The 14,067-nt window shown below is 68.3% G+C and carries 13 protein-coding genes; 6 read left to right on the top strand and 7 right to left on the bottom strand.

The genetic code is table 11. The annotated features are described in order from the left end of the window. Positions 1–73: 73 nt before the first annotated feature. The 5 genes from ACZK0Z_RS19965 to ACZK0Z_RS19945 all read right to left on the bottom strand — a co-directional run bounded on the left by ACZK0Z_RS19965 (position 74) and on the right by ACZK0Z_RS19945 (position 4,812). On the bottom strand, positions 74–1,006 hold the full coding sequence (locus tag ACZK0Z_RS19965; RefSeq protein WP_049428925.1) for an RDD family protein: 933 nt from the start codon (positions 1,004–1,006) through the stop codon (positions 74–76). 49 nt (positions 1,007–1,055) lie between these two features. Further along, entirely contained in the window at positions 1,056–1,814 is a 759-nt protein-coding gene (locus ACZK0Z_RS19960; RefSeq protein WP_197632489.1) for a pilin, read from the bottom strand. A 39-nt stretch (positions 1,815–1,853) separates the two neighbouring features. Further along, positions 1,854–2,327: a DUF494 family protein gene (locus ACZK0Z_RS19955; protein WP_005411195.1), complete on the bottom strand. Its 474-nt coding sequence runs from the start codon at positions 2,325–2,327 to the stop codon at positions 1,854–1,856. Between the two features lie 43 nt (positions 2,328–2,370). Continuing rightward, positions 2,371–3,498 (bottom strand): DNA-processing protein DprA, encoded by a 1,128-nt coding sequence (gene dprA, locus ACZK0Z_RS19950; protein ID WP_197632488.1) that lies wholly within the window; start codon positions 3,496–3,498, stop codon positions 2,371–2,373. Positions 3,499–3,678: 180 nt separating this feature from the next. Beyond that, entirely contained in the window at positions 3,679–4,812 is a 1,134-nt protein-coding gene (locus tag ACZK0Z_RS19945; RefSeq protein WP_049428928.1) for a LysM peptidoglycan-binding domain-containing protein, read from the bottom strand. A gap of 126 nt (positions 4,813–4,938) precedes the next feature. Here ACZK0Z_RS19945 and def point away from each other — a divergent pair, with 126 nt between their 5' ends. From def to ACZK0Z_RS19920, 5 genes are all read left to right on the top strand, one after another. After that, positions 4,939–5,451: a peptide deformylase gene (gene def / locus ACZK0Z_RS19940; RefSeq protein WP_010481177.1), complete on the top strand. Its 513-nt coding sequence runs from the start codon at positions 4,939–4,941 to the stop codon at positions 5,449–5,451. A 120-nt stretch (positions 5,452–5,571) separates the two neighbouring features. Next, positions 5,572–6,495, top strand: coding sequence for a methionyl-tRNA formyltransferase (gene fmt / locus ACZK0Z_RS19935; protein WP_197632487.1), 924 nt, complete (start codon positions 5,572–5,574; stop codon positions 6,493–6,495). 3 nt (positions 6,496–6,498) lie between these two features. Continuing rightward, complete coding sequence (rsmB, locus tag ACZK0Z_RS19930; RefSeq protein ID WP_049428930.1) at positions 6,499–7,830, top strand: 16S rRNA (cytosine(967)-C(5))-methyltransferase RsmB; 1,332 nt, start codon at positions 6,499–6,501, stop codon at positions 7,828–7,830. 23 nt (positions 7,831–7,853) lie between these two features. Next, a complete protein-coding gene (locus ACZK0Z_RS19925) occupies positions 7,854–9,575 on the top strand; it encodes an ArnT family glycosyltransferase (protein WP_197632486.1) in 1,722 nt (573 codons plus the stop codon). Between the two features lie 117 nt (positions 9,576–9,692). Next, positions 9,693–10,982 (top strand): O-antigen ligase family protein, encoded by a 1,290-nt coding sequence (locus ACZK0Z_RS19920; protein ID WP_049428932.1) that lies wholly within the window; start codon positions 9,693–9,695, stop codon positions 10,980–10,982. Here the strand turns inward: ACZK0Z_RS19920 and ACZK0Z_RS19915 are convergent. Together ACZK0Z_RS19915 and ACZK0Z_RS19910 are read right to left on the bottom strand one after the other, a co-directional pair. Continuing rightward, complete coding sequence (locus ACZK0Z_RS19915; protein WP_049428933.1) at positions 10,955–12,076, bottom strand: glycosyltransferase family 4 protein; 1,122 nt, start codon at positions 12,074–12,076, stop codon at positions 10,955–10,957. The genes ACZK0Z_RS19920 and ACZK0Z_RS19915 overlap by 28 nt on opposite strands. A gap of 43 nt (positions 12,077–12,119) precedes the next feature. Next, complete coding sequence (locus tag ACZK0Z_RS19910) at positions 12,120–12,938, bottom strand: glycosyltransferase family 2 protein (RefSeq protein WP_049428934.1); 819 nt, start codon at positions 12,936–12,938, stop codon at positions 12,120–12,122. Here ACZK0Z_RS19910 and ACZK0Z_RS19905 point away from each other — a divergent pair. Further along, a complete protein-coding gene (locus tag ACZK0Z_RS19905; protein WP_197632485.1) occupies positions 12,937–13,995 on the top strand; it encodes a CDP-glycerol glycerophosphotransferase family protein in 1,059 nt (352 codons plus the stop codon). The two genes, ACZK0Z_RS19910 and ACZK0Z_RS19905, sit on opposite strands and share 2 nt — an antisense overlap. The last annotated feature ends 72 nt before the right edge of the window (positions 13,996–14,067 follow it).

Below are 14,067 nucleotides of genomic sequence, written 5' to 3'. Positions count from 1 at the left end.
TTCAGGTTTCACCTTATTAGAGGAATCACGCCCGGCCAGCCCGTGTCAAGCAGCCAGGCGTGAGGATGGTCGTTCAGGAGGCCATCTTGGCGATGAAGCCGACCGCGAACACCAGCAGCGCCAGGCCCGCCAGCGACAGCAGGCCGGTCAACACCAGCACCAGCACGGTGACGGTGCCCAGCTCGCGGCGCTGCAAGTGGGGCTGGTCGGTGTAGGCCCAGCGGTCGACCACCAGGGTGTCGCAGATCATGTCGTGCAGGCCCTGCTTGCGCTCGGTGAAGGCCGCCATCAGGAAACCGATGCCGAGGGTGAAGCTGCTCAGCAGCATGGCCCAGTAACGACCGAACGCGCGGGCCTTGGTCAGGCGCTCGCCGTTGCCGCGCACGACCTTGATGCCCACCGCCATCTTGCCCAGCGTGGCGCCGCCCTTCGAGGCATGGAACCAGGTGTAGTACGCCATGCCGATGGCGAAGTTGATCAGTGCGCTGGCCAGCTGCGCCACGATCTCGATGGCCGACTCGTCACTGCCCACCGCACCCATGCCGGCGCCGAGGATCACCCCGAGAATGACGCCGATGATGCTGCCGGGGATGACCAGCACGAAGTAGTCGATCACGTAGGCTGCCACGCGCTTCCAGAAGCCCGCATAGACGACTTCGCCGCCGACCACCGGCTGCACATGGCCGCCGGCACCGAGCGCTGCCGGGGCGCTGTAGGGTGAGCTGCTGAGGGCGCCGGTGCCGGGCAGCGGCGCGGTACCGTTGTCGATGGCCGCATAGTCGTTGCGCAGGTCGAAACCGCCACTGCCGGTGGCGGTACTTGCATCGGCCAGGGTCTGCAGCCCGAGCTCGTCGACCACCTGGCGCAGCGCCGCCCACTGGTCCATGCCTTCGCGCCAGACCAGGGTGTCCAGGTTCAACTGGCCGCGCTGGAAGCGCTGGCGGATTTCCTGCACCGGCAGCGGGCCCTGGCGCTGCTGTCCTTCGGCGTAATACCACTCAGTCATTGCGTGTTCCCTGTTGGATCGTCCATGGAGGTGCTGGCATGCGCGCGGCTCAGCCGCGGCACGACTGCGGCAGGTACTTGTCGTCGCTTTCGCCGCTGCATGCCCAGCGGCCACTGTCACGGTCGTATTCCAGCCACAGCAGGTCGCCGTCGATGCCCTTGCCCGGTACCGCCAGCGTTGCTTCGATGCCGCAGTGGCCGTTGTTGAAGCGGCCGATGTTCACGGCCGACAGACCCGCGTGGGCGAAGTCGCCCGGGGCCGGGAAACCGGCGTCGTTGGCACCCGGGCAGCGGCCTTCGTCATCGGCGAAATGCTGCACCTGGTCCTTCAGCGGCTGCAGCGCGGCCACGGCGCCAGCGACTTTGCTGCGCACGGTGTAGTCGTTGTAGGCCGGCAGTGCGATCGCGGCGAGGATGGCCAGGATCGGCACCAGCACCAGCAGCAGGCCACCACAGATGATGGCGGTCAGCGCACAGCCGGACAGCTTCTTTTTCGGTGCCGGCAGGACGGTGGCCGATGCACTGGTGGCGTAGGGCGTGGACGCCGGCAGTACCGGTGGCTGCGGCGGAGGCGGTGCGACGGGTTCCGGTTCCGGCTCGGGTTCGACCGGCGGTGCGGCGGCGTCCAGCGCCGGCACGATCAGGCCGAGTTCGTCCACGACGGTGCGCAACGGCTGCCATTGCGGCAGTCCGTCGCGCCAGACCAGGGTGTCCAGGGTGATCTGGTTGTTGCGGAACAACTCGACCAACTGTTCCGCCGGCAGCGGACCTTGCTGCCGGTTGCCTTCTGCATGGAACCACTCGCTCACGGGGACGCTCCTGAATGCGCTATGCCCCCAAGTGTACGGTCAGTGCAGGGGTTCTGGCTCGTCCATGAACATCTGCGTCTCCATCCAGGCATAGGCCGCTTCGGAGCCAGGCTGGTTGAACAGCACCATCAGCACGACCCATTTCAGGTCGTCCAGGTCCAGTTCGTCCTGGTCCAGGGCCATCGCCCGGTCCAGCACCAGCTCGCGCTGGTCGGCGTCGAGGATGCCGTGCTGTTCCAGGTACAGCAGGAAGCCGCGGCATTCCACGTCCAGCTTGTCCAGCTCGGGGCCGTGGTAGACGCGCACGGGGCCATCGACCCGTGCCTGGGCCACGCTCGGCCGCTGCGCGGCCAGGGCGTCGAGCCAGTCGAACGCCTTGTTGATCTCGGTTGGGCTGAAACCGGCCTGGATCAGGCCGTTCTGGAGCGAATCGCGGTCACGGATCAGGTCCGCGTCTTCGCTGAAATAGTGTTCAAACAGGTACAGCAGTACGTCCAGGATGCTCTCTTTCATTGCCCCTCGGCCTGCGTCGCGCGACGCTGTGGAGGTGAAGAAACTAGGGAGTTCGACAGTAGCGGCCGTGTACGCACACCACGATTCCCGCCAGTTCCATGGCCAGCAGCATGGAGGACACCTGGGGCGCCGTCAATCCACAGCGCGTGATCAGTGAATCCATACTGGTTGGGTTGTGGTCCAGGGCCCGCCACAAGCGCTGGTAGTCAGGGTCGTCGGCCCAGCGCGCCGGCAGGAGCGCCGGCGGTGCCTGTTCAGTGGGGGCATCCAGACGTGATTGCAAGCCCGGCAGCTGCTGGCGAAGGGCAGGGGCCAGCAGTTCCAGCACTTCCTCGGGGCGCTCGACCAGTGCGGCGCCCTCGCGGATCAGCCGGTGGCAGCCCGCTGCGCGTGGGTTGAGTACCGAGCCGGGCAGGGCGCAGACCTCGCGGCCGGCCTCGGCAGCCAGCCGTGCGGTGATCAGGGCGCCGGAGCGTTGCGCGGCCTCGACCACCACCGTCGCCAGCGCCAGCCCGGCCACCAGCCGGTTGCGCGCGGGGAAGTGGCCCGGGCGTGCCGGTGTGCCCGGCAGGTACTCGCTCAGCACCGCGCCCTCGGCGGCGATCCGCCCCTGCAACCGTTGGTGGCTGTCCGGATAGGCCCGATCAGGGCCGGTCCCGATCACCGCTACGGTGCAGCCGCCTGCCTCCAGCGTGGCCAGGTGGGCGGCGGCGTCGATGCCGGTCGCCAGGCCACTGGTTACGGCCAGTCCGGCCTCGACGAAGCAGCTGGCAAAGCGCGCGGCCAGCGCGCGTCCTCCCGGGGTTGGCGAGCGGCTGCCGACCAGCGCCACCGAGGGGCGCCAGGCCACGCTTGGATCGCCCGCCACGAACAGCGCCAGCGGCGGGTTCGGGACGTCCAGCAGGGGCGGCGGAAAGGCCGCGTCGGCAAAGGACAGCAGATGGTGGTCGTCGTCTTCCAGCCAGTGCCGTGCCGCGGTCCAGGCGCGGGCGTCGGGGCGTTCCAGTGCAGCGCACTGCTCTGGCGTGCAATCGTGTGCGCGCCAGTTCGCGGCGCCCTGCGCGATCGCAATCTCTGCGTTGCCCGCGGCCTGCAGCAGGGCCCGCCGTGGCGCCAGCGCGCCGCCTGCCATCACCAGGCGCAGCAGCGCCTCATCCATCTGTCTGGTCATTCCCCCACTATCGGCCGGATACAACGAAGGCGCCCTAGGGCGCCTTCGCATGTGACCGTCAGGGTTTGCCGGAGACCGCCCCTGTAGAGTCGACTGTCAGTCGACCATCGCGTGCAGCGCGGGCGTTTCCGGGGGGGGGTGAAGAGCAGTCGACTAACAGTCGACTCTACACAGTCGACTCTACTTCGCGTCCGGGTGCAGGGCGTTGTACCCCACGCGCACCGGCTTCACGCCCTGCATCACCAGCGCGTAGCTGACGTTGTCGAAGGTGCGGAACACCATGGCATGCGCCGCGTACTCGTCCGGCAGCGAGACCCGGCCGGCGCCGGTGCTGAGCGAATCGTCCGTACGCGACGAGTTCGGATACTTCATGCGGTGCGCCACATGGCGGCCCGGGCGCCACAGCGAGAACACGGTTCCATTGTCCACGCCCTGCGTGCGACCCGCCGAGATCGCGATCACGTCGCGGGGGCCGCCGGCGGTGAACATGTCGGTGACGGCCAGCACGCGTACGTCGACGCCCTCGACACCGGCGGCGGGGACATGGGGCACGAACTGCAGGTCGTACGGCCTGGCCTCGATCGGCACCAGGCGGTCGCCGGCACGCACCTCGCGGCCGCCCTCGTTCTTGTCCAGCACCAGGGTGGACGCCTCGACCTTGCCGCCGGCGACATGGGTGATGGTGCCGGTGGCGACCTGGGCCAGCTCATAGCCGAGCACGCCGCGGCGGTGGTTGGGGGCGCTGTAGGCGCGCCACAGGTTGCCGCTGCCCGGGGTGACGTCGCCGTTGGCGGTCAGGTCCTCGGTCGGCTTGGGCTGGGCGTAGCGCACGGTCGGGCGGACGACCGCCCAGCGCTGGCCCACCTGGGCGTCGGCCAGGCGCACATAGACGGCGTGGCCGCTGGTGGCGCGCAGGCGTTCTTCTTCCAGGCCGGCCACGTAGGGCAGCTGCTCGATGCTGTCGACCACGCTCAGCTGCTTCAGGAACGGCTCGACCTGGGCCAGCGGAATGGCGTCGATCGGGGCCTCCTGGCGCGGGCCGGGCTGGGCCGCCACGGTCACCCGGTCCAGGTAGGCCAGGCTCAGGACGTCACCGGGATAGATCAGGTGCGGGTTGGCGATCTGTGGATTGGCCTGCCAGATCTCCGGCCACAGCCACGGCTTCTGCAGGAAACGTGCGGCGATATCCCACAACGTATCCCCTTTTCGGACCACATAGGTGTCCGGGTGCCCGCCATTCACTTCCACGGCGGTAGCATAGGCAGCCACGGTCAGCATCGCCGCGGCGACGACCGTACGAAAACGAAGCAACATAGGTGTGAAGCCCTGATTCCCCAACAGGTCCGCGCACTATAGTCCAGAAACCGGGGCGCAAGGCAAGCGTTGGAGCTAGAATCTGCGACGTATGCCGGCGTGCCGGCCCCCTATCCGGAAACAGCCATGGCCCTTCTCCCCATTCTCGAGTTCCCCGATCCGCGCCTGCGTACCAAGGCCGCGTTGATCGAAGCTGCCGAAGTCACCACGCCGGCCTTCCAGGAACTGATCGACAACATGTTCCTGACCATGTACGACGCCCCGGGCATCGGCCTGGCCGCCACCCAGGTGGACGTGCACAAGCGCTTCATGGTCATCGACGTCAGCGAAGAAAAGAATGAACCGCATGTGTTCATCAACCCGGAAATCGTCGCCAAGGACGGGGGCCGGGTGTACCAGGAGGGCTGCCTGTCGGTCCCGGGCATCTTCGCCGACGTCACCCGTGCCGACACCATCACCGTGAAGTACCTGGACCGCAACGGCCAGGAACAGCAGATGGAAGCCGGCGAAGTGCTGGCCACCTGCATCCAGCACGAGATGGATCACCTGGACGGCAAGCTGTTCATCGATTATCTGTCGCCGCTCAAGCGCGAGATGGTGCGCAAGAAGCTGGCCAAGCAGCGCAAGCACGTGGCGTGATCGCCAATCCGGGCCACCCTTCGGGTGGCCCGTGCCTGCGCGGCTCGCGCGGGCTGTACGGCGCCGGCCGACGGCGCCGTTTTCTTTCCTGCACGAATCCATCCTGCAAGTGGGGTAGCCATGAGGATTGTCTTTGCCGGTACGCCGGAATTCGCGGTGTCGTCGCTGCGCGCGGCCGCGCGCCACCATGAGGTCGTGGCGGTCTACACCCAGCCGGACCGCCCGGCCGGTCGTGGCCGTGGCCTGGCGCCTTCGCCGGTCAAGCTTGAGGCCGTGGCCCGTGGCATTCCGGTCTACCAGCCGGAGTCGCTGAAGGGCGAAGCCGCCCAGCAGCAGCTGCGCGAGCTGCTGCCGGACCTGATGGTGGTGGTGGCCTATGGCCTGATCCTGCCCAAGGCGGTGCTGGCCATCCCGACCCATGGTTGCTGGAACGTGCATGCCTCGCTGCTGCCGCGCTGGCGCGGCGCCGCGCCGATCCAGCGTGCGATCCAGGCCGGTGACGCGAAGACCGGCGTGTGCCTGATGCAGATGGAAGCGGGCCTGGATACCGGCCCGGTGCTGCTGCACCAGGAGCTTCCGATCGCGGCCACCGATACCGGCGGCCAGCTGCACGACAAGCTGGCCGAGCTGGGTGCCCAGGTGCTGTCCGACGGCCTGGGCCTGCTGCGCGCCGGCATCAAGCCGATCGCGCGGCCGCAGCCGGAACAGGGCGTGACCTACGCGCACAAGCTGGACAAGGCCGAAGCCAGGCTGGACTGGGCGCAGGACGCCGGCGCGCTGGCGCGTACCGTGCGCGCGTTCAATCCGTGGCCGATCGCCGAGGCGACGCTGGCCGGTGAACGGGTGCGCATCCATGGCGCGGTGGCGCTGGAGGCGGACCACGGCCAGGCACCGGGCACCGTGCTGGCCGCCGGCCGCGACGGCATCGACATTGCCTGTGGCCAGGGCGCGCTGCGCCTGCGCGTGCTGCAGCGTGAAGGCGGCAAGGCGATCACCGCTGCCGACTACCTCAACGCTCGCCGCGATCTGCGCGTGGGGGCATAAGCGGTGTCCAAGCAGAACGATTTCTCCGTCGCCAAGGCGGCACCGGGCGCGGCCACGCGCATGCTGGCCGCACGCGTGCTGGCACAGGTGTTCACCCGTGGCCGTTCGCTGAAGGCCGAACTGGCCTGGGCACTGCCGAAGCTGGCCGACAGCCGCGACCGTGCGCTGCTGGAAGCCCTGTGTTTCGCTGTGCTGCGCCGTCGCAGCACGTATGACGCGGCCTTGCAGGCCTGGATGCAGAAGCCGCTTTCGGCGCGTGATGCCGACCTGCGTACGTTGCTCATGGTCGGCTTCGCCCAGCTGGACGTACTCGAACTGCCTGCGCACGCGGCGCTTTCGGCCACGGTCGATGCGGCGCGCGCGCTGGGCCGTGAGCGCCAGGCCGGCCTGGTCAACGCGATCCTGCGCCGCGCCCAGCGCGAGGGATTCCCCGAACAGCCTGCGCGCGACGCCTTCCCGGAATGGTTGGCTGATGCGATCGAACGCGATTGGCCGACGCAGGCCGAGGCGATCTTCAGCGCCAGCCTGCAACCCGCGCCGTTGTGGCTGCGTGCCAACCGCCAGCACGGTGGTCGCGACAAGGCCCTGGCGACGCTGGCCGAGGCCGGCATTGCCGCTGAAGCCACTGCACTGTGTGCCGATGCGTTGCGCCTGGCGGCCCCCGTTGCCGTGAACCAGCTGCCGGGCTTCGGCGACGGTGCACTGTCGGTGCAGGACCTGTCGGCGCAATGCGCGGCCGATGCGCTGGCGCCCGCGACCGGTGCCCGCGTGCTGGATGCCTGCGCGGCACCCGGCGGCAAGTCGGCGCATCTGCTGGAGCGTGACCCGAGCCTGCGCCTGCTGGCGCTGGATATCGACGCGCGCCGGCTGGCCCGTGCGCGCGACACCTACACCCGCACCGGTGTGGGCGAACATGCGCAGACCCTGGTCGCCGATGCCAGCGATCCCGGCGCGTGGTGGGACGGCGTGCCGTTCGACGCGATCCTGCTGGATGCGCCGTGTTCGGCCACCGGCGTGATCCGCCGCCAGCCGGATGTGATGTTCCACCGTCGCGCCGAAGACATCGATGCACTGGTGGGCGTGCAGGCGCGCCTGCTGGAGGCCTGCTGGTCGATGCTGCGCCCGGGCGGCGTGCTGCTGTATGCCACCTGCTCGATCCTGCGCGCCGAAAACATCGACCAGGTGCGCGCGTTCCTGAAGTGGCATCCGGACGCCGTGGCACAGCCTCTGGGTGACGCATTCGGCGTGGATTGCGAGGGCGTGGCACGCCAGCGGCTGCCCGGTGACAACGATGCTGACGGTTTCTTCTACGCGCGTCTGATAAAAGCAGGCTGACCCCCGCTGCCGTTTCGAGTCCCATGCTGAAAACCCACGCGTCGCGCCAGACGTGGTTGTTCGTGGTGGTGGCCCTGCTGGTGCTGGGGGCCGGTCTCGGTCTCCGCGATCCGTGGCCCTCTGACGAGCCACGCTTCGCGCTGGTGGCCCGGCAGATGGTCGACAGCGGTTACTGGTTGTTCCCGCATCGCGGAACCGAGCTGTATTCGGACAAGCCGCCGATGCTGATGTGGTGGCAGGCCTCGCTGTACGGCCTGGTTGGCCACTGGCGCGTGGCCTTCCTGCTGCCCTCGCTGCTGGCCGCACTGGGCACGCTGTGGTGCGTGGTCGACCTCGGGCGCCGGCTGTGGACGCGCCAGGTCGGGCTCCACGCCGGATGGGCACTGCTGTTCGCGCTGCAGTTCACCTTCCAGGCGAAGAAGGCGCAGATCGATCCGCTGCTGGTGCTGTTCATCACCCTGGCCAACTATGGCCTGCTGCGCCACCTGCTGCTGGGCCCGGCCTGGCGCTGGTGGTGGCTGGGCTGGTTCTTTGCCGGTATCGGGGTGATCACCAAGGGCGTGGGCATGCTGGCGCTGCTGATGATCGTGCCGGCGGCCATCGCTGCAGCCCTGCACTGGCCCCGTGTTTCCCTGCACGCGCGCGATGGCCGCTTCTGGCTGGCACCGCTGGCCTTCCTGCTGGCGGTATCGCTGTGGCTGGCGCCGATGCTGCTGGCCGCGCTGGGCACCGGGTCGGACGAGTACCGTGCCTACATCAACGACATCCTGGTGCGGCAGACGGCCCGCCGCTACACGCAGTCCTGGGACCATCACCAGCCGTGGTGGTACTTCTTCGGTGTCATGCCAGCGATGTGGATACCGGCGTTCCTGGCGCTGCCATGGGCGATCCCGGCGTGGCGCCGGCGCCTGTGCCGCCGCGATCCACGCTACCTGCTGCCGCTGGCCTGGTGGGTGCTGGTCGTGCTGTTCTTCTCGATTCCCCAGGGCAAGCGTGATGTCTACATCCTGCCGGCGCTGCCGATGTTCTGCCTGGCGCTGGCACCGCTGCTGCCCGGGTTGCTGAAGCGACGGGATGTGCAGGCGGTACTGGGAGGGTTTGCCGCGTTGCTGGCACTGGGATTGAGCCTGGTCGGGGCGCTCGCGTTGCTGGGTGATCCGCGCTTCGAGGTGAACCTTGCCCATGGACGTGGACTGCCGCCCGGCGCCACCGATGCATTGGCGTGGACGATCCTTGCGATGGGGCTCTGGGGTGGCTTGAGCCTGGTGGTGGCTGGCTGGCGTCGAAGCCATCTGGCGCTGGTATCGACCCTGGCCGTGGCCTGGGTGCTCTACGGCCTGCTCGGCTACCCGTTGCTGAATGATTCAAGCTCCGCGCGTGGTCTGATGCGTGACGTTGGCACGCGTCTCGGGCCAGACGCGGAGCTGGGGCTGGTGGCCTGGAAGGAACAGAATCTGCTGATGGCGGACCGCCGCGCGGCAACCTTTGGATTCGAGAACCGCTGGCATGAACAGCTGCAGGCGGCCGTGCGCTGGCAGCGCTTGTCCCCCCTGCATCGCTGGTTGCTGGTGAATGACGATGCGATGCAGGGGTGCATTGATCGTTCGCAGGCGGAGATGGCCGGCATATCCAACCGCCGTCGCTGGTGGCTTGTTCCCGCCACGGCGGTGTCCGGGGCCTGCGTGCCTGACCTGAAGGAGCTGGAGCGCGAGTACCGGCTGCAGGGGCCACCGGATGCGGACTGAACGAATGAGCGACAGACGTGGCCAGCCTGCATCAACCAGCGGCCTGCTCTGTCCTAGAATGAGGACCGCTCCCGGCACCGTGCCGGTCTATCGCTACCGACCTGCCGACCGCACCACGTGACTCCGCTTTCCCTGCCTACCTCCCGCACGACGGGCCTGCTGGCCGGCGCCTACGCCGTGGTGCTGGGCGCGTTGCCGACGTTGCTGATGATCACCATGGAGGGCGGCAGCGCGGGGTTCTACCTGGCGATCCTGCTGTCGGTCGTCCTGCTGCTGGTCCCCTCGGCTGCTCCGCGCCTGCTGCCCGGTTCCGCCCGGCGCTATGCGTGGATGGGCATCGGCATGGGCGTGATGCTGGCCGGCGTGCTGATCAGCCTGGGCGTGCATGGCATCTGGAAGGGATCGGAGGTCGAGAAGGCCGCGCGCCTGTTGTCGATGCTGCTGATCCTGTTCGCCGCGCTGCGGGTGCCGCGCAGGATCCTCGCGCGGGCGATGCTTGGCACCCTGCCCGCAGTATGGGCGGCAGCAGCCATCATTGGCTGGTTGGCGCTGGAGACAGGCGTGCGGCCTGCCACCCAGCAGTTCAATGCGGTGACCTACGGCGACCTGACCCTGTTGTTCGGTGTGCTGAGCCTGTTGTCGCTGGGCCTGCCGGTGACCCGTTTCACTCGCATCGAAGCCACGCTGAAGCTGCTGACCGGCATCCTTGGCCTGGTCGCATTCCTGTGGACACAGACCCGCGGTGGCCTGCTGGCGATTCCCTGCTTCCTGCTGATCGGCCTGCTGGTGATGGGGCGCCGGCTTGGCCGGATGAAGATCCTGCTGGGCCTGGTGCTGGCGGCCGGTGTCGGCATTATCGCCACCCATGATGGTGCGCTGCGCGATCGCATCGATGCTGGCGTGAGCGAGTATGGCGATTGCAGTGCCGACCACCTGGCCGATACCTCGGTCTGCATCCGCCTTCAGTTGTGGACCGCGGCGGGCTACATGATCCGCGAGCAGCCGGTGTTCGGTGTCGGTGGTGGCGATCGCTTCCGCCAGGAACTGGAACGACTTGCAGGACAGGGAAAGGTGTCGGCGATGGTCGCGCGTGATTTCGGCGAGACCCACAACGACCTGCTGTATTTCCTGGCCACCTACGGCGTGCTGGGGGGGCTTGGCCTGGTGCTGGTCTACGTGGCCCCTGCGCTGGTGTTCGTGCCACGCCTGTGGCGTGGCGACGAACGGTCGCGGTTGCATGCCGCGGCAGGGTTGAGCATCTGCGTGGCATTCGCCGTCTTCGGGGTCACCGAAATGATGCTGCGTGACATGCGAACCGCTTCGTTCTATGCCGCCTGGGTTGCCCTGCTGCTGGCCCTGTCCGAGCCGCGCCGGGCAGATCAGGCCGAGGCCAGCACCGCTTCGTAACTGGCCAGGGTCGCCCCGGCGAAAGTCTGCAGGCCGAACTCGCGCTCCGCATGGCGGCGTGCGGCCATGCCCATCGCCGGCAGCGCCTGGCGTTGTTCATACACCGCCCGCACCTGCGCGGCGATGGCGGCCACGTTGCGGGTGGGCACGACCCAGCCGTCGACACCCTGCTCGATGTTTTCCGGCAGTCCCGCGTAGTCGCTGACCAGCATCGGCCTGGCGCTGGCCATCATTTCGCGGCAGGCGAAGGAGATCGTTTCGATGTCGTTGGACAGTACGAAGCCGACGTCGCCGGCGGCGATCAGTGGCCGCGTATCGGCCAGCAGGCCGGTGAAGTGGACCTGCGCGGCGACGTCACCGAGGGCCTGCACCTGCGCGCGTTGCTGCGCGCTGGGCAGGTGCCCGGCGACCGCCATGTGCACGTGCGGGCGGATCGCGTCGGGGAGCAGGGCAATGGCCTGCGCCAGGTCGATCCAGCCCTTGTAGTCATCGGTGCCGGCGTTGCTGACCAGCAGCAGCGCATCCGGGTCCTGCGTCCATTGCCGTCGCATCGCCTGGCCGGCGTCGGCCGGCAGCGGTGCGAAGCGGTCCAGGTCGACGCCGTTGCGGACAACATCGATCGGGCAGCGTCGGTAGGGCCCCTGCTCGAGCAGACGCCCGGTGTGGGCCGAAACCGCAATCACACGGTCGGTGGCCCAGCGTGCCCTGACGGCATTGCCCAGTGTACGGGTGGGCTTGCTGTTGTGCTTGGTCAGGATGATCGGTGGGCGGCGCATGCCGAGCAGTCCCTGCATCACGAAGCGGTGGTCACGAGCACCGTTGACGTGGACCAGGTCGATGCCCTCGTCACGCACCAGCCGGCGCAGCGCGTGTTGCTCGGCCAGTTGCTGTGGCAGGGTCGGCAGGCCGCTGCCAAAGGCCATCGGCAGCGGGGTGGCGATTCCTTCCTCGGCCACCGTACGCAGCAGGCGGCTGTCGGCGGGGGCTGCGACATGGAGCGTGTGCTGGCCATGCAGGGCTCGCGCCAGCGACACGATGTACGTGGTGTGGCCGCCACCGTCGCCGTAGTGGAAGTTGGTGTAGAGGATTTTCATGGGGGATCTTCAGGCAACGCGCGGCAAGTGTGACACAGCCGGCTCAGGGCCGTTCCACGGGAGCCGGAGGATCGGCCACCGCCTGTCCGTTGCCCAGCATCCACAGCATGATGGTTTTCTGCCGTACGTAGTTGGCACGCACATAGGCATAGACCAGGCCGTGCCAGCCGTCGCGGAAGCCGCCGCGGAACAGGAAGCCGCGCCAGAACCGCCAGGCCGGGGCCAGCACCAGTTTGCCCAGCGTGGCCCGCTTGCCACGCGCGAATTCGTGCTCGGCCATCATCCGCGCGTACTTCTCGGTCTTGGCCAGCTGCTGCTGCAATGATCGATAGGGGTAGTGGATGAGATCGCCGCGCAGGGTGCCGACGCTGCCGTCGACGCTGGCCGCCTCGTGGATCTCGCGCTTGCCGCGCCAGCCGCCCTGGCGACGGTCGAACAGGCGCATCACCCGGTCCGGGTAGGCATTGCCGTGGCGCAGGAACCTGCCAAAGTATTCGGACAGGCGAGCGAAGCGGTAGCCGGCGTGGTCGGCGAAGCCGCCGTCACGGGCCTGTTCGATGGCCGTACGCAGCTCGGGGCTGATGCGCTCGTCGGCATCCAGGCACAGTACCCAGTCGTGGCTGGCCTGTTCGACGCAGAACGCCTTCTGGCTGCGGAAGCCCTCGAACACGCGCTGCAGCACGCGGGCACCGGCCGCCTCGGCGATGGCCACGGTGGCATCGGTGGACTGCGAGTCCACCACCACGATCTCATCGCAGAAGGCCAGCGAGGCCAGGCAGTCGCCGATGCGCCCGGCCTCGTTGAACGCGATAATGCACGCCGAGATGCGAGGCCGTTCGATGGGAGCGGTCGTGGAGGACATGATGGCCGGATACCTGTTGTTTGCGACGGAGCGCTATGCGCTGCCTATTCTCGCCCCGTTGGCGCAGGCCTTGCACGCGTCCGGGCAGGAAGTTGCGGCCTGGTTCGAAGGCGGCGCAGCCGGCAGCAGCTTGCCGGGGGTGCCCAACGTTGGCCTGAAGCAGGCCCTGGCAATGCGCCCGCGGGCGGTGTTCAGCGCGGCCAACTGGGTGCCGACCTTCCTTTCGGGGGCCAAGGTACAGCTGTTCCATGGCTTCAATGTGGAAAAGCGCGACAGTGCGCGCGGCCACTTCCGGGTGCGCGGCATGTTCGACCTGTACTGCACGCAGGGGCCGGCCACCACCACGCCGTTCCGCGAGATCGCGGCCCAGCAGGGCCACTTCGCGGTGGCCGAGACCGGCTGGCCGAAGCTGGACCCGCTGTTCCGCGATGACGGTGGCGAGAGCGCCGCACTGCGCGCGCCGGCCGGCGACCGCCCGGTGATCCTGTTTGGTTCTACCTTCACCGAGCGGCTGAGCGCGGCCCCGCACCTGCATCCGCAGATCGCCGCCGATATCGCGGCCGGTGGGCGTTACTGGCTGCTGACCCTGCATCCCAAATGTCCGCCGGAACTGTTCGAGCGCTACCGCGCGCTGGCCGGTACCAATGCCCGCTTCATCGAGCCGGAGCAGGTGATGGCCGCGCAGCGTGCCGCCGATGTGCTGGTGTCGGACACCTCGTCGATCGTTTCGGAATTCATCGTCCAGCACAAGCCGGTGGTGACCTTCCGCAACCGCGTGCCGAAGCCGCACATGATTGATTTCGACGACCCGGCACAGTTGCCGGCGATGCTGCAGCGCGCGCTGCACCCGGACGCCGCGCTGCAGGCGGAAATCGTGCGCTACGCCGATGCCATCCACCCGTACCGCGATGGCCTTTCCAGCGAGCGCGTGATCGCGGCCACCGAGGATTTCCTGTCCGGTGAAATGGGGGCGCTGCGCCGCAAGCCGTTCGGCAGCTGGATGCGCGACCTGCAGATCCGCAAGGATCTGGGCTACTGGGGCCCCTCGCAGCGGTGATCGGGCGCGACGGCGTCGCCCGGGTAGAGTCGACTGTCAGTCGACTGCTCTTCCCTCGGGTCGCGCCCCCCG

It is taken from the genome of Stenotrophomonas sp. 116085_Sma, from assembly GCF_056479585.1.
This window is presented reverse-complemented; position numbering and strand designations above follow the sequence as displayed.